This is a genomic window from Bacillus sp. AFS040349 (assembly GCF_002577655.1).
Classification (GTDB): Bacteria; Bacillota; Bacilli; order Bacillales; family Bacillaceae; genus Metabacillus.
This window is the reverse complement of record NZ_NUMC01000048.1, coordinates 1-16,177: the sequence shown is the minus strand read 5'-3', so window position 1 is coordinate 16,177 and position 16,177 is coordinate 1. Positions and strand designations below refer to the sequence as shown.

Annotated in this window: 11 protein-coding genes; 3 read left to right on the top strand and 8 right to left on the bottom strand. The window is 34.4% G+C overall.

What is annotated here, in order from left to right; all coding sequences use genetic code 11:
* Window positions 1-11 precede the first annotated feature (11 nt).
* From COD11_RS11525 to COD11_RS11490, 8 genes are all read right to left on the bottom strand, one after another.
* Window positions 12-959, bottom strand: a complete 948-nt coding sequence (locus COD11_RS11525; protein ID WP_098797072.1) for a hypothetical protein — start codon at window positions 957-959, stop codon at window positions 12-14.
* A complete protein-coding gene (locus COD11_RS11520) occupies window positions 956-2,482 on the bottom strand; it encodes an ATPase, T2SS/T4P/T4SS family (protein WP_098797071.1) in 1,527 nt (508 codons plus the stop codon). Before COD11_RS11520 ends, COD11_RS11525 begins: the two co-directional genes overlap by 4 nt.
* Window positions 2,479-3,621, bottom strand: a complete 1,143-nt coding sequence (locus tag COD11_RS11515) for a CpaE/TadZ family protein (protein WP_098797070.1) — start codon at window positions 3,619-3,621, stop codon at window positions 2,479-2,481. Before COD11_RS11515 ends, COD11_RS11520 begins: the two co-directional genes overlap by 4 nt.
* A gap of 10 nt (window positions 3,622-3,631) precedes the next feature.
* Entirely contained in the window at window positions 3,632-4,294 is a 663-nt protein-coding gene (locus COD11_RS11510; protein WP_098797069.1) for an SAF domain-containing protein, read from the bottom strand.
* 169 nt (window positions 4,295-4,463) lie between these two features.
* Complete coding sequence (locus tag COD11_RS11505; RefSeq protein ID WP_098797068.1) at window positions 4,464-5,369, bottom strand: hypothetical protein; 906 nt, start codon at window positions 5,367-5,369, stop codon at window positions 4,464-4,466.
* A gap of 5 nt (window positions 5,370-5,374) precedes the next feature.
* The gene (locus tag COD11_RS11500) at window positions 5,375-6,244 is read right to left on the bottom strand and encodes a hypothetical protein (RefSeq protein ID WP_098797067.1); all 870 of its coding nucleotides are present in this window, start codon (window positions 6,242-6,244) and stop codon (window positions 5,375-5,377) included.
* Between the two features lie 158 nt (window positions 6,245-6,402).
* The gene (locus COD11_RS11495; protein WP_098797066.1) at window positions 6,403-9,252 is read right to left on the bottom strand and encodes a type IV secretory system conjugative DNA transfer family protein; all 2,850 of its coding nucleotides are present in this window, start codon (window positions 9,250-9,252) and stop codon (window positions 6,403-6,405) included.
* Window positions 9,249-10,328 (bottom strand): hypothetical protein, encoded by a 1,080-nt coding sequence (locus COD11_RS11490; protein ID WP_483296288.1) that lies wholly within the window; start codon window positions 10,326-10,328, stop codon window positions 9,249-9,251. The genes COD11_RS11495 and COD11_RS11490 overlap by 4 nt, the downstream gene beginning before the upstream one ends.
* Window positions 10,329-11,772: 1,444 nt before the next feature.
* Between COD11_RS11490 and COD11_RS11485 the strand changes: the two genes are divergently transcribed.
* The 3 genes from COD11_RS11485 (at window position 11,773) to COD11_RS11475 (ending at window position 15,367) form a co-directional block, all read left to right on the top strand.
* Window positions 11,773-12,210 carry a hypothetical protein gene (locus COD11_RS11485; RefSeq protein WP_098797064.1) on the top strand — a complete coding sequence of 146 codons (438 nt, stop codon included), beginning with the start codon at window positions 11,773-11,775 and terminating at the stop codon, window positions 12,208-12,210.
* Window positions 12,203-13,657: a hypothetical protein gene (locus COD11_RS11480; protein ID WP_098797063.1), complete on the top strand. Its 1,455-nt coding sequence runs from the start codon at window positions 12,203-12,205 to the stop codon at window positions 13,655-13,657. Before COD11_RS11485 ends, COD11_RS11480 begins: the two co-directional genes overlap by 8 nt.
* Window positions 13,658-14,380: 723 nt before the next feature.
* Window positions 14,381-15,367 carry a hypothetical protein gene (locus tag COD11_RS11475; RefSeq protein ID WP_098797062.1) on the top strand — a complete coding sequence of 329 codons (987 nt, stop codon included), beginning with the start codon at window positions 14,381-14,383 and terminating at the stop codon, window positions 15,365-15,367.
* Window positions 15,368-16,177 lie beyond the last annotated feature (810 nt).

Genomic DNA, 16,177 nt, shown 5'->3' with positions numbered 1-16,177 from the left:
TGTTCACTCCCTTATTGTTTCTTTGGCTTCTTCACAAGAATGGCTAAACCGAGACCAACTATCCCAAAAATAATCGAGATAACGAATGATTGAATTCCCTGTGGAGTCCCAAATTGATATTTCAGAGAGTTTCCACCAGGTATGAGAAAAGCTTCATTTAGATATAGGAATAAAAAAGTTAATGGTAGCGGTGCATACCCCAAAATTGCAGCTTCTCTAGCTTCTGATTCTGCGTCCCTAAGCACCTTATTTTGTTCAGTCATATCTACAATTAAATCCTGTAAAAGAGTTTCAACAATCAATCCATCTTTACAAGCCTTTAAGATTGTCGTTGAAATATTCTTGCCTCGTAAACTACCTAATTGAAAGGCAAATGTTTCACTTGCTAGTATTTTAATTTCATCACGATCATGCATTCTGGCGAACAGCTTTGAATACACCGCTTTTGTCTTACCTTCTAATGAATCTGATACGTCCTTAAGAGCATATAACATATTATGTTGGTTTCTCTGATAGGACTGTAATAAGGTAATGACCGAATCAATCACTTCGTTTTGTAACAGCCCTTGTACTTGTTTGTGTTTCATATAAAAGAACGTAATTGGGAAAACATACACAAATGTTAATGATGTAATCAGCCCATACCAAATCGACTGCATAAAGAATGACCCAAATATCAGCAATCCTAGAAAGATTAATAGCTGCACAATGACGAACTTTGCAAAGTACTCATAACGATAGCTTTTCAATGATGCAGATAATAAATGGTTATATCTCCGCAAGAAATCATACTTCATCCATTGACTTGAATAAGATTGGTATTTTAGGTCCCTCATAACTCTAAAGCGCTCTCTTGTTTTCTTTGGACTGAAGCCTAGAGACATGATGATGAGGATCAGACCTATTCCACCAATAATGTAGTTACTGTAGCGGATAAGATATTCAAGATATGCACTCACGATAATACCTCTACTTTCTTACCACTTGATTCAATTGTGTTTTCTTTCTCCATTGGCCATCTTTCTTCAAGTTCAGCCAGCACAGTCTTAAATGTTTCAAACTCTGCCCTATGATACTTCGAGGCAATCCTTTCGAATCGATCAGGTATTTCAGTCGAGAATACCCAAGAGTCCTCTTCATGCTTATAATCCATGATTTTATACATTAATAGTTCTCCTGTATTACTGTTAAAGTCATACAATTGAATACTAGAAGCCTTCTTGTTTAATACACTCTCTCCAATATCATCAAATTGTAAGAACTCATCCATTGATAAGGAATAATGTAAGTTACGAGCAAACGTGTTGTACACAGATGCTTGAGTAGAATTATTGTCAAAGTACTGGAGATATAGAGACGTCAAAATATCTGGGATGTCGATTGGATCTAAGTCATGAAGAGTTCCAATAACTTGTTTTATTCCTTGTACTCCAGATCTTTTGTATAACCCTACTTCGTGTTCCCGAATTTCTCCTAATATTACACGAACAATATCATGACGAAGGACGCTTGCTCCAATGCTGTCCTCAAAGTCCTTACCTCGACCGATTACATGAGTGACATTTGCATCTGGAAATATTTCTTCTACATCAAACTCCGGATGTGATTCTGCGAATATCGTATTAACTGGTTCAGGAATTATTTTTCCATTTCTTTTTTCGCAGAACATTTCATTCATAAATGCTTGTAGCATTGTACTTTTACCAGACCCCGGAGGACCCGCTATGATTGCATTCACTCTTATTTTCGATAAACTTTTTAAGAGCGGAATTGCTTCAAATGGAAATGTTCTATAGATTGCTAAGTTCTCAAATGAATAATCCTTAATTGTTTTACGACGTAACGTAATAACAGGATCTTTATATGTTCTATTCGGAATCATGATAGATACACGTATACCATCGATTGTTGATGTTTCAAGCTCGGGCTTAGAATAGCTATTGAGATTTGTGTTTGCGTGCATATTTGCAAATCTATCACATAATTCAAGGACCTTTTCTACTGAAGAAAAACGAAACGGCAGCAGCTCATAACCCCATGAACGTTTAAATTTAATCTTTGTTCCTAATACCTGTGCCCCTTCACATTCCAATTCGTTTTTGAATGCTGACAATGGACCCCAGCCAAACTCTTCTTCAAATATTCCATCAAGTAAAGACGGGTAATACTCAGGAAAACGACATTCCCTTAATCCGTTATTAGAAATAAAAGAGTCTATATGTTTTTTTATGAGGTTGACTGCATCCGTTCTCCCTCTCATAGCTTCATGATAGATCATGACATAATCCTCTTCTGTTTCATTTCTTGATTTCATATCAACTTTGCGATCATATACCTCATACAAGTATTCTTTTGCTTTTCTACAAACATCATAAAACTCATCACTTCTATTAAACGAAACTTGGTTATTGTCATCTTTTGTGAATTGTTTTACGTCTAATGCTCTTCTTCGGGCTAATGGTACAAACTCAACTTCACTCACGCCCTAGCACGTCCTTTCTTTAAACGACCAAAGAACGATTTAGATTTGTCTTCTTTAAAATTCATCACATCATTTGCTACCGATTTAGCTAAACCTTCAATCACTTTAAAATATGCTTTATAACCAGCTCTTGATAGAATCCCTTCTTCATACTCAGCATCCGCTGCTTCAGGAAAGTACGGTATTTGAGCTAGTAGATTAGTATTATGAGTTTGTTCTAACTGCTTTGGTGTAATAATTGCATTTGAAGCATATTTGTTCACTACCATATAAGAATTTTTAGGATGGAAACTAAATCTACTTAAAAATTGCTTTTTCCAACGGTTATATTCATTAATTGATAGATTTTCTTGAGTAGCTACTAAGATATGAGTATTTGATCTTTCCAAGGCTGTAATTGCAAGAAAACTATCATAAAAGCTACCAACATCGAGTACCACAACATCAAAATACGATTTTGCTACATCAATTAAATGCTCAATTGGTTCCTTCTCAAATTGAGGGCTCTTATAAAAATCTGCATTGCCAACCAAGTAATGTAATTTACCGATTTCAAGCATATATTTCTTTAGATCGTCACCGTTTTTAATAACGCCACCTTCTAATAAGTCATATACTTGATCCAAAGAATATTTAGTCTTATAAGGACGGAGTTCACCTGGATTATAAGGATTCAACCCTAGTACAGCTACTTTATAATTCAATTCAGCTAACGTATTTCCAATGGAAAGAGCAATTTGTGTTGTACCCACCTGACGATGTGTCCCGTGTATAGCAACTACATTTTGAAACTCTGTCGCTTCCTCTAACCCGAACCATTCCACTTGTAATATTCGAAGAATTTCTTTTTCGCCAATTTGCTTTGATAAACTATGAACATCATGAGTGATACACGACTTATTGAAAAACTCATCATATTCATCATATATAATTAAAATTTTAAGCAGGGGAAACTTCTCACGAAGTAATAAAACATCATGAGCGGACATATCCCCTCTTTCTAGTAATAAAGCTTCAACTCGACGCTCTTTCCCTAAATCATCTAATGACTGTATTTCTAGAGCAGGATCATCAAACTGACTAGTTAAAAGAGCAATTCGTTTTAACAATTCACTAGGTTGGTAGATTGCAACTTTCATAAAATCCTCCTTAATAACTCAATACAAACTGATAACCTTCTTTAGTTAATTTTTCTAGTACCTTAAAGTCTTCTAAAGTTAAACTAAGCTCAATCTGTGCCGCATTCTGATTTCCATTTAATCGATCATTTTGTGAAGTTAGCCCTGACACTTCTTGGTTTCTGCTACCCTTCACATAAGCTACTGGAACATTCTCTAACACATATTCATTTTTAACATTTTGTTGTAATACCGCTCCTGTATCTTGACCAGTACCTACATAAACGGCTGAAATATTAATTAGATCATATCTACGAATAGTTCCTTGTAATTTAACTAGCCAATTGTTCGGTATTGGGAAAAATTCATGATCCTTAGTAGGTTTTAATAACGATTGGTCTAGATAATCTCTATCTATAAATGCACTTGGTTGAATTGTTTGAACAGCAGTTTTTCCAACTACATCACTTATATGTCTGTACATATCATCCGTTATTAATTCGCGGGGATATTCCGCTAAAATAACATTCTCTTCTGAAAGTATCGTATCTTTTTCAATCTTTGTATTAGCCATTACTACTGTAACTGTATTTATTTTTCCTAGAACACCCGTTTCAGATACAACAATTGCTGCTATAAACAATATGAAGAAGAAAATACCAAGGAAGAGATTTTTATTAATTCTCTTTTTCATTCTTTATCCTCCGGTTAATCATTTAGCACTTCTAAAATACAAGATGACTCCTATTCTTTAAAAGTTGTTTGTTAACTGTCTGCAACGCACATTGAAGAACTTTTTATTGGACCTATAAAAGGATGAAAATCACTGTTTGCATAATTGATAATGTCCTCCAATTACTTACTCACATGAAATCCATATCAAATATCTGTATTTCTGATTGATTACCTTCAAGCGGTCTCGCTAATCTCCATCCAGTTCTCAGATCTTCTAAATACTCATCTACTAAAAACAGTTGCATAAATTCTTGCTCAAAATTACTGTAAGAGGAAACTAATGAATCAATTCCTTCCTCGCTTGCTATACTCCAAACAAGAATACTCTGAGTTGAATCATCATAGACAGTTGGTAACTTTTCATGTTTAGCAAAATACGATTTATACTGTGATAGTTTTCGTTTTAAAAATCGTAGCGGCTTACTTTTTTGTTGTAACCGTTCCACAATGAACTCCATTTTCCCTAGCGGTGTATCAATTTGAAAGACCGCATGAGGAGGTTCAAATTCTGGTGCTATAAAAGGGTAAAATTCAAATCGTTCTTTCTTTAGTAATCCTTTTTCCAAAAGCTTGATTCGGATCTCGTTAATAGCAGGATAATGTAACTGCTCACCTATAGAACTAGCGAAATGAAGCGGATTAGGAAGGTTTTGCAAACCCATTGCATAACCAAGAAAATTCTTAGCAGCTACTCCAATTGTCCAAACATACTCTCTTTCATTCGACTCGTTCTCAAGCTTCCATCCTTCTAACCAACCGTTTTGTTGCAGCACACGTAACCGAGTACCTAGTTTATGACCTTTATCAACTACATTCCGGTATAAGTAGCGGATCTGCTTTTCAGTAAGAACCTTAGCATTTGCTAATGTAACAGCTATATCTATATCCAATTCAGATATTTGTCCAGTTTCTATTCGTTGCTGAATAATATCTAACTGAATATCTGGCCTTCGAGACCAACGAAACATGGTGATTTTTAGAGAAGGATCGTCAAGTAAAGGGATACTCCCTTCTTTTGTTCTCCAAACATTCATAAGGACTAGAATGCGCCAAAGCTGCGTTTATTTAATAAGTTCGCAAAATTAGCTTCTACTTGATTGATAAGAATTTTTCCTCGTTTGCCTTTCTTATCTAAAAAACGAATTTCCCCTTTTGCTTGAACACCAGGAGGTAAGTAATCGTTATAACGATCTCTTAACCTTCTATTTAGATTACCAATTAGATTTATACCACTAGCAGTTTCACAGTAATATGAATTGTATCCAGGGGCTTGACCAGTTATTTTAAAGCCAATATAATCACCAACTTTATAATGATCTTCTATACTTTCCCAAATAGCTTCTTTCTCGTTTTTAATTAAAGCTTTACGGCTTAACCTAATACGATACGGTAGATTCTGCTCTCCTTCGTTTTCTAAGCGGGAAATCGTTAATACCTCAACTTCCAATACTGTTCCAACAGGTACAGTTTCTCTAAGATTAGTAGAGCGACGAATATCCCATTCTTCCGGTGGAATAATACATGGATAACCTTGAACCTCTAAGTAAACAACATTTTTATCACTCACACCTGTTACTGTCCCTTGTACTCGATCACCTATTTTTACACTTTCAGTAAATTCTTGTGCTACTCGTTTTAATGCAGCAATACGACTTACACTTACTACTTCATCTGTTACTTCCATAACAATAAAAGGTACTCTCGTTTGAATAAATCCATTTAGATTGGCTATATCACGTTCAATGAAATCTTCCCTTTTACAATAGACCTTCTCTCCTTGATAAAGGATAACGATTAGCTCGTCCTCTTTTCCCCCAACCGATACCTTTCTGATCGATTCCACTTCTCCGTATTGAACCCATTTACGTTCTCTCGATTCCTTCAACATTTCCAGTAATATCTTGTTCATACTTCAACCTCCTGATGGAAATAAAAAAAGACGCACAATCCCCCTGTTTTAATAAAACAAGGGAACTATGCGTCTTCCGCCTATAATTCCTATATTTGATTCACATAATTTATTTAACTTACTGTAAGAATAGACCATAAATCCCATTTGTGCAACTACTAATTTCCATTCTTTTTACTCATAATCTTTTTAAGTAATTCCATGCTTTCATTACCTAATTCAACACTCTTTAGCTCTTGTGTAGCATGTTCATACTTTTCGTCCTGCACAACAGTAACTTGTTCTAATGGAGATGAAGTCTTCTGTTCTTTCATCATAGCAGTGAACGACGCTGGAGCTGCTTTCTTAGAGACAGCTACACTTCCTTCATCATTTTGCCTTGTTTTTTGCCCAAATGCATGACTAAAACTGACAGTATGCCTTTTTAAGTCAGCGGAAGGAGTTTGATGTTCCCTTTTTTCTTGGAGATATTCAAGATCCTCTTTAGGTACATCATCAAAGATTGAATTATCTTTCTGTTCTTGATCATTTAAAGAAACAGGCTTACTGTTAATTTTACCTACACTATAATTTACTTTTTCCTCTTGTTGTGATTCCTCTTTTACATCTTCTACTTCATAATTTTCCTCAGTAATTTCTTGACCTTTATGTTGGGAATGTTTAAAACGGTTATGCTCTTCTTTAACAACCTTTTGCTCTTTATCAAAAGATAATAGTTCCTTTTTTAATACACTGGCCGAATCTTCTTGTTCATCATCTTCTGGAATAACTAATGCTTCAGAAACATTCACTTCTTTCTTCCAATAGTCCATGAAGAAGTTTACCGCTTCTGAATCAAGAGACTTCTTCCACTTATCCGCTTCTGACGTATCTACAAAATCACCTTCCGCTCGTATAGCTCGTTTACTAGATTTCTCTTGTACCATACGTATATAAGAATAGCGGAACTCTTGGAACATAATATCATCTACAGAAGCAAGGTCTTTTTCTGTTCTTACTGTACTCTCTGAATATCCAAAACTAGGATTATCCATATTGTCAGGAGTGTAGCTCTCTCTCACCTGTATTTCTTCAACTACTGTTTTTCCTAGATACACGCTTAACAGTTCAGCATCATATTTCGAAACACCACCATAAACTATAGTGTTACGTATTGTCCCTAACATACTTTCTGTAAATTCCTTACCAAATTTAACACCAAACTGTGTAAGAGATTGACAAGCTACTAGAGGAGCAAACTTATACTTCCTAGCCTTACCAGTTAATTTTAAGAACTTCTCATTCATATAATCATAGAATTCATCAGCATAGAACGATACGATTGGTCTTGTGTTCTCTGTACCGCTTCTTCTAAAAATGGCATTCTGAACGCATAGTAAAACCAGCTTCCCAAACGTATCACTAAGATCTTGTAAATTTCCATCATCGGTATTAACAAGTAAGATGCCTCCTTTACTCATTAATCGATCAAGGTCAACTTCATTCTTAGCAAGCAAAATTCTCGCAAGATAAGGGTTCTTGGTAATATCAGACAACAGATTTCGAGTTTGCCTTGTAAACTCAAATTGCAAATCTTCTACTACTACCTTCCCTTCATGCTCATGTCCCCTTGGGTACTTTTCAACCGTACCATCACGATCTTTTTGTACTCGTAGCCCTTCATTTTTAAACCATTTAACAATCTTTTTTACTATCATCCAATGAATGACATCATCTTGCTTCATTTCTTTTACTACATTTTCAGGAGGTATCGTCTTTTCAATGGATTCAACCATATCCATAACCATTCTTGGATCTTGATACATATCATCAAGCATTGGAATTGTAGCCTCATTGCCTTTGTAAAACTTTAGAAGGTAAACATAATGTTTCAAAACAGCTCGTGCCGCTTGACGGAAAAACTCATTATTCGTCTGAGCTATCGCTTCTAGCACACTTGTTATGGTTTCAACTACCTGAGCGGTTGGACCGATCATCGCATTGAATCCTGGAGTATCAGGGTTGCTTGGATCTAGATAGGTGATAAACTCTCTTGGAATATTATGTTCTAAAGCTAATTCATAAGCATCATCACAAAGGTCTTTGGCTGGTTCAATAATGACTGTACCAATCAAATGATTACCCATATTCCTTTCAAACTCTTTTGAACCTATCCCGTATTTCTTTGCAAGTTTAGGAAACTCATTTATCATCCGCTGCATATGACCTAAATCCTGCCTGTATGCTGTTTTAATTTTGATAGATGTTTTACCAGAACCAGGAGGACCTATTAGTAAGGTTCCCGTTTGGCGGGATTCACCTTCTAAAATAACTGGTGCATTCGTTTCAGCATTTCTAGCTAGTTGTATGTCAGGAAGTCGATTAACTTTATCCTCTCCAAAACGACCAATCCATCCTCTTTCAAACCTATAAGTACGAAACCATTCTTGCAAATTCGCATCTTCTTTGTAATTGCCATACAAGTAACTAGCATATAGACCAACAATAACTATTGGTGTGACCATCAATAGATACCCAATAAATTCAAGAGCACCTCTATGCAAATAAGCAGCATGTGCTGGATCAATCGTTTCATGTATCTGAACTAACTCGTCATATCCAATAAATTTAATTTCACGAATAATATAAAACAAGATAACAACAGCCAATGTACCCCAAGACAAACAAAAGCTAAATGTCCTTCTCGGTACTGATTTACTGAACCTCTTTACCCTTGTTGCTAATATCCAGTTTATAAATGCTAATAACGCCACTACACCAACTACCCAAAGTGGAGCGGTTTGCGGAGTCATATAAAATGAAATGTACAAAGGATACCCTAATCCTAACGGGAAGTTTTCAATTGCGATTCCTTTGTCCCAATGAAGATTCAAACTAAATACCACTATCAACATTGATAAAAACGAATAGAGGAACACGAATAACGTAACATGTAAGAGAACCGAAACGACATCAGGCGTCTTAGGACTTTCTTTTATTTGACGTAGCAGGGGCTTTAACTTATTCATAGCAATACCTCCCGCCACTGTACTTTATTATGTTTCCTTTCCTCTCTATGAACTTTCCCCCAATAACCTAATTCACTTAGTTCACTATAAGAAGCATAGTGCAAATATTTACTAACAAAGGTAATATCCCGCTTGAAGGATTCGTTATCAGGATACAGAAGTATAAGTTTTATTTGCTGAAATATAGATAGTCCACCCTCTTTAATCCATTTCTCAATAGTTCTAACCTTACCTATAGGATTTACCCAATTCGTCATGCCATTAAAGATTATCTGTATTTCATCTTCCTCCCCTTCAATCAACACTATATGATCCGGCTTTAAAGGGAGCCTTAACTTTTCAACCACCTCATCGATAACTTCTAAATAAGCAGCCTTCTTATTTACCGCCCTATAGTTTTCAACTAGGCTTCTTATTGAATTTCTGTCTGTCATCGGTTCATTCAACAATACATTTCCTTCCCGCTCTACAAACAGAGACACAGCTTGGGCAGTAGATTCCTTTTCACCTTGAAAGATGTGGATTTTCTCGTCAATTAGTTCACTTTCAAAAGAATAAATCATAGTCTCTCTTATATTACGGTGACGTGTTGTGCCATTGACCTGTTTTGGATAGAACATAACTAACGACTTGCTGATCATTTCCTCTCCTTCTTTTTTGTAGGCTTCCCATTTGTCTACCAATTCGGTGCGAGACATGGTTCCTCTGTCACACTCGACACTCACCATAGGTTTCAAGAATTGCTCATCAAAAGTAGTCCTTCTAAAAAAATAAGGGTAAAGGAGCGGATTAGATGTGGGATTTATTTTTTTCTCTTCCTCCCATTCCTCTGTTTTTTCAAAGATCATCCAATCTGGTCTATAAGAAATTTTTTCATCATCATCGAAAATTGGATACCTTCTCCACTCGCAATGGAAGCTTTCAGGTTGTCTAGAAAGGTACAGACTTAACCAATCTTGCACTTCATAAAAATGTTCATGTTGCCCTCTGACTTTTAAATCATCTAGCGTGTAATGTTCTTTATAGTCATCAAGCTGCGGCACATATTCTTTCACTTTGAGTATGTCTTCAATCAAGATCCTTAGCCCATACAAAGACAGTGAATAAACTAAAACAGGAACACTTTTTATTCCAGCTCTTGAATTAACAGAAAGCACCTTTCGATCAGCTAAAGTCCGTAATCTGTTTCTCAACGAATTGATATGAAGATTGAATTTTCCGATTTGGTATAACTGATCGGCTGTTAGTGCCCTGTGCTGATAGAGTGACAAGAGAATAACATAATCAATCTCCTTGTTAGAATGAATCATACTTCGTACTCTTTCGGCGTCATAAGATCTATTTCTACTTGGGCTCTTACTTACCTGAACCCGTTCATCACCCAGTCGCATATAACTTCCTCCCTAATAAAAAAGACGCAACGAAGAATCCTCGAAACTATACGAGAACAAATCATTGCGTCTTCCGCCTATATTATTTAGCTATACGCTATACGTTAAACGATATAAATATATGATGTCAATAGACTCCTCGCTAAGCAATACGACGTACTACGAAATGCTACGAAAAATTTCGTCAAGAGTAGTAGACTACAATGAGTTCAACAAAGTTTGGATATTAAGAGCCAACGAAATGCTCTAAGCGGGGTTACATAGTTACCTCCGGTTTCCGCTAAATAAAATCTATTCAATACGAAATGATACCAACAAATGCGAAAAAGCACTCAAAACTCTTGTTAATTAAGAATTTTACATTATGAAAATTACAATTATGCAGGTTATGAAATTTAATATGAAATTAATTACAGCTTATGAATGGGCTAATACTTATAGTTAGTAAGCTGATTCATATAAGTAATTCATAGCTAGTATTCATTACTTACTTCATAAAGTAACAATTATATGTTTCATATTCTGTTTCATATTCTGTTTTAATTCTGCGAATTCAATTATTCATAGCTTGATTCACAAAAACCGCATTCTAATCATTAAGGATGCGGTATCCAACAACGATTGTTTAAAGACTAGTTCAAAAAGAAACACGTCGAAAGAATGCGAATGTTTTGGTATGTAAAGAATTATTAGTTTATATACAGAAAATTGCTTTGGTGTCCTATAGAAGTGTCTATTATAAGACACTTCTATATCATTAAATTTCATTTTAATAGACAGAAGTACTATTTTATAAAGGTTTTTTATAGTATCTACATACAGACACTATATAATTTTAAAAACGTGATTTTCAGATGAATCTCAATACATTTTTACTAAAAATAAACTAAAAACTAGAGTTTTCCTCTTTTAAATACATCAAATTACGAAAATATAAATAGATAATAAAACAAATAAATAAAATAACCTCTTATTATAGACACCATAAACAAACGTATATATATCAACGGTTAAAAAGCACTGACATTCCTCCTCACTTAAATAGTATCTTATTATACAGTCTTGATACAGACACTACATTAAGGTAATATATAGTAAACTATGAATATACAGGAGGTGACTAGATTGCATGAACCAGGATCAATATAGAAAGCATCAAAATGCAATATTCCCCATTGATTTAATAGAAATGTTTACGGATATTATCGAAAGTGATACCGTGAGCAGAAAAGTCTTCATCCACATAGGTCGTACACTTAAATCTCAGAAAGACTCAGTTGATAGAATTCATGGAGTTACAGTCAATGACATAGTGTCAAACGTACAAGTGGAGAGAAAAGAAAGAGTAACAAAAGGGAAATCTTTTATATATAAACCAGTTACCACAAATATAGATCGGAAAGCAGCAGAGAGAATTGTAGATAAACTCTTAGATATGTCACTACTCTACTATGAAGAGGTAAAACCTTATAAATTTCTCTTCATGACAAGTCGTGGCTGGCAAATTACAGAAGCGATAGTTAAAAGAAATAAATACAAAAAGGGAGTTGAAATAAGCAATGGCTAAAACATTCACAAAAAATACCCCTGCTATAAACATGACGGTAGTAGGATTTGGACAAGCTGGCTCTAGAATAGCTGACGAATTCGCTTCAATAAAAAACGAAAATGGAAACAGTGTATATAACTGCTTAGCTTTAAATAGTAATGATGGTGATTTAAAAGGTCTGAAATACATAACAGAATCAAATCGTGTATCACTAAACTTAGGTGGTCTAGGAAAAAACCCTCAAAAGGCTATCTCCATTTTAGAAGAAAATGAAGACGTGAAAAATCGATTGAAAGGTTTTATTCAAGAGCGTGTAAGACCTACAGATGATCTAGTGTTATTTTTCGCTGGACTTGGTGGCGGTACAGGTACTTCAACAATCGTTAAGGCTTTAGAAGAATTTTATGATTTTAACAATAAACCTTTAATAAAAAAAGAACTGGTTAAACTACAAAGTGAAATTGAACCTAAAGAATTTAAGGAAAACCTCAAAAAATACATGAAGATTGCAGTAAAAAAAGCTGAGGAAAAGTTTATTAAAGTTGGAGTAGTTGTTACTCTCCCCCTTCGAGCTGACGGTCCCGATGCGTTGAGACAAGTTAATGACTTTGCCCAACGGATTTGGAAAATCGGTCAAGATAAAACTAAAGGGATTGCATTTATTAAATTTGCGGATAATCAACACTTTTATGATGAGTTTAAAAAATTACCTGAAAACGAACGTGGAAATGTTGAGAATTATCGTGATTATGCTAACAAACGCTTTAGCGAAGTATTCCACGAATTAAATACAGCGACTACCGGTGGTGGAACTAGCGTAACCTTTGACTCTCAAGATTTCAGAAGAATTATTTTAGAAAACACTGGTTCATTAGTAATCAATAAATTAACTAAACCTATAACTAACATAAATAATGGTCATGATGTTAAAGAAATGTTGTTAGATTCAATGGAAGGAAGCTGTTTTCATCAACCTATAGAATTAACTAACGTACTCGAAAACGGTGATATGGTAGCAGCAAAAGTTCATCATATAGGTTTGTTAGCAGTATTAGATGAAAAAAAATCTTTAGGATCATCATTCATTGATGATGCCCGTGTTGAGATAACAGAAAAGAATACCTTTTCTTTGAGTGGAACTGTTTTCACTGGTTACTTAGAAGAAAAAAATGATCACTCTGCTACAGTGTATACATTCTATAAAACAGACGGTCTCCCTGCCCGTCTTGCTAAAGGATTAGTAAAAGAATACGAAGAATTTCAGGAGCGACAAAAAGCTGTTATTTACCAATCTGCTTCTATCGAATCAATTAATGATGAAGATGACGATGATGATTTCAATATTGACCTTGCTGAATTTGGACTTGAAGAAGTAGCTTCTACCAAAGAAAAAGATCAAAATGAAAACAAGAATAATTATGAAGTAGATATAGATAACCTTAATTTTGATGATTTGGATGATTAATAATATAAAACACCTTTAAACAAAGGGTTCATATGAGAACAATTAAATAAACACAGCACAGCATATAGAGGTGGAGTTATTAAAGACTCCACCTCTACTTATTTTTTAGCTAAAGGTCCAAAATTGTGCAATGACTTATTAGAGAACTTGCAAAACTAATCAATATCTGTATCTGTTTATCAGTGCGAGTTGAATTTTCATCATAGGTTATCAGTTGTTATTGAAATCATCACAATATTTTTTAAAGAGCGCCTCCCTTTCTTAAGTTTAAGAATTTCTGTTTTTTATTACTTTTACTGTGTGATACAAACTTATTCCAATACTTTATACACTACTTCTTTTTTAGGAGCCCCCTATACATTCCCAAACTCACTATTAACACAAAAACTTGGATATACCACAACTCAATCACCTCCAAAACGAGTTACGATTTTTTTCGTACACTTTCGAACGCTATACGAATTTTTTCTTTAATTTTCGTTCATCTAATTACGTGAAAAGTAGAAGCACCACTCACTACTAAGTTATACGAAATTATACGAAGTTAAACTAAAATAAATTTCGTATCGACATTTAAACTATTTTCATTTTTATTTATCGCAGTATTTGCTATAATAACTAGTATATTCACATATTCCACCTTCGTTTCTTTTCGAATCGAATCGTATCTTATTATTTTAATTAGAAAAGCCACTTAGCAAGACTGAAAGGAGGTTCAAGAACATGTTATATGATGAAAATGATTTAGTCCCAAGATTAGAAGATGAACTAAAATACGATCCTCTTTATACACAAATAAAAGATCGACCAACATTAAAAAAAGAAATGTTTGAAAATAAATTTATCGCTGCACTCCAAGAAGACTTACATCGATGGTATAGTATCGCGGAAGCAGGAGCGATTTTAGACTCCAATAAACGAATAGCTGCTAGCACTTTAAAACATTACATAGATAACCTAGAAGACTATGTACTTCCAGATGAAGCTCCACAATCGAGATATATAAGACTAAACTATCTTTCTATAGTGAAGTTAAAGATGGTTTGGTTACTAAAAGATGAACTAAAAATGACAGGGTTACAATCGGCTGTAGGTATTATTGGAACACCTGTAAACAATAATATGTCAAATAGTTATGCACCATCCTTAGATCAAAATCAAGAGCTCCGCCAATATATGCAAATGACAAATATGCTAATGTCCATTTTTATGGAAAGGGGAGAGGATGGTAGGCCTAGGTTAAAGGAGGACATATCAAACCTTCTGCAAAGTAACCAAAAGCTTTTAGAATCTGGAGATTTCTTAAAAAAGGTAGAAGAGCAGTCTGAAACTATCGAGGAATTAAATAGACAGATTAACGAAGAAAAGAAAAATCGAGAAACCTATCAACAAGAATTAGAAGAGAAATATAAAGATAATTTATTAGTTAAAGATCAACTTATTAGTGAATTAGAGTCAAAATTAGAACAGCAAAACAAAACCATAAAGTCTGAAATTGATGAAACATTAGTAAAGAAACTTGAAGAAAATGATAATAAGTTTAATGATTTTGTAAATAAGAATAGAATTCAGTCTAGGGCAAAGCAAATGGCTGAAGAAGAATGGGATAAACAAGGAGCATTTTCTAAAATTTTTGGAAATAGGTCTGAGTTTGTTAAAAATAAGACCGAGGAATTCTTAATAAAACTCACTAAAGATTTTGATAATTAAATTACCATCCATTTTTTTGTGGAGAAATAATAGGAATAATTGCATATCAATTTAAAGACCAGATCACTTAGCGATTTGGTCTTTTATATTTGTTAATTTAATAATGTTTTTGCTCTCAAAAACATCGTACAATTCATCAGAGCTAAGCATAATAAAGCTTATAAATTGTTTTACTAATATCAGAACAAGTCAATGAATAGTGAAAAACGGTGCCAAACAGTGCGAAACACTGCGAATATTGCGACAGAGATGTAGTTGATATGTTCTTGAAGAACTTTCTCGAAGATGAAATAAATTGATAGTATACGAAACAATAAAAAGAATGAGAAGAAAATTGAGGTTAGAAGTTTTGGTGGAGTGACAGAAACTTGGCAAAATTTCAACGATTAGCTACAAAAGAAGATGACATCGCTGTTTTTCATAATCCTTCTTACTTTTTGTAGTATATTGTTTAACTTTAACCAATCTAGAACTTATATATTTTACATTCTCTTACCTTTGTTCTCTGTATGTTTTATTGTGCGCCTGGCATGTGAGAGGGTGTAATTCCCGAACTGTGAAGGCAGAAGTAGCAGTTAGCTTAACACAAGGTGTCCATGGCAACGTGAGATTTAAAGGAAGTAAGCGACAAATCTACAGTCTGAGGAACACGAACTTCATAAGAGGCTTGTACGGTTGGACGATTTTGCAACACAAAACGAAGTGCTTTTTTCTGAAGGTGGTTTCAATTATATGATGCAGATATATGTATAAATGCTAATTTAATAATGAACAAAGATGATTACATAAAAATGTACAGTTTTGTGATGT

Bases quoted from the DNA above. Each gene is read 5' to 3' on its own strand.
- COD11_RS11475 (WP_098797062.1), top strand. From the start codon at position 14,381: ATGTTATATGATGAAAATGATTTAGTCCCAAGATTAGAAGATGAACTA.
- COD11_RS11500 (WP_098797067.1), bottom strand. From the start codon at position 6,244: ATGAACAAGATATTACTGGAAATGTTGAAGGAATCGAGAGAACGTAAA.
- COD11_RS11510 (WP_098797069.1), bottom strand. From the start codon at position 4,294: ATGAAAAAGAGAATTAATAAAAATCTCTTCCTTGGTATTTTCTTCTTC.
- COD11_RS11485 (WP_098797064.1), top strand. From the start codon at position 11,773: ATGAACCAGGATCAATATAGAAAGCATCAAAATGCAATATTCCCCATT.
- COD11_RS11480 (WP_098797063.1), top strand. From the start codon at position 12,203: ATGGCTAAAACATTCACAAAAAATACCCCTGCTATAAACATGACGGTA.
- COD11_RS11495 (WP_098797066.1), bottom strand. From the start codon at position 9,252: ATGAATAAGTTAAAGCCCCTGCTACGTCAAATAAAAGAAAGTCCTAAG.
- COD11_RS11515 (WP_098797070.1), bottom strand. From the start codon at position 3,621: ATGAAAGTTGCAATCTACCAACCTAGTGAATTGTTAAAACGAATTGCT.
- COD11_RS11505 (WP_098797068.1), bottom strand. From the start codon at position 5,369: ATGAATGTTTGGAGAACAAAAGAAGGGAGTATCCCTTTACTTGACGAT.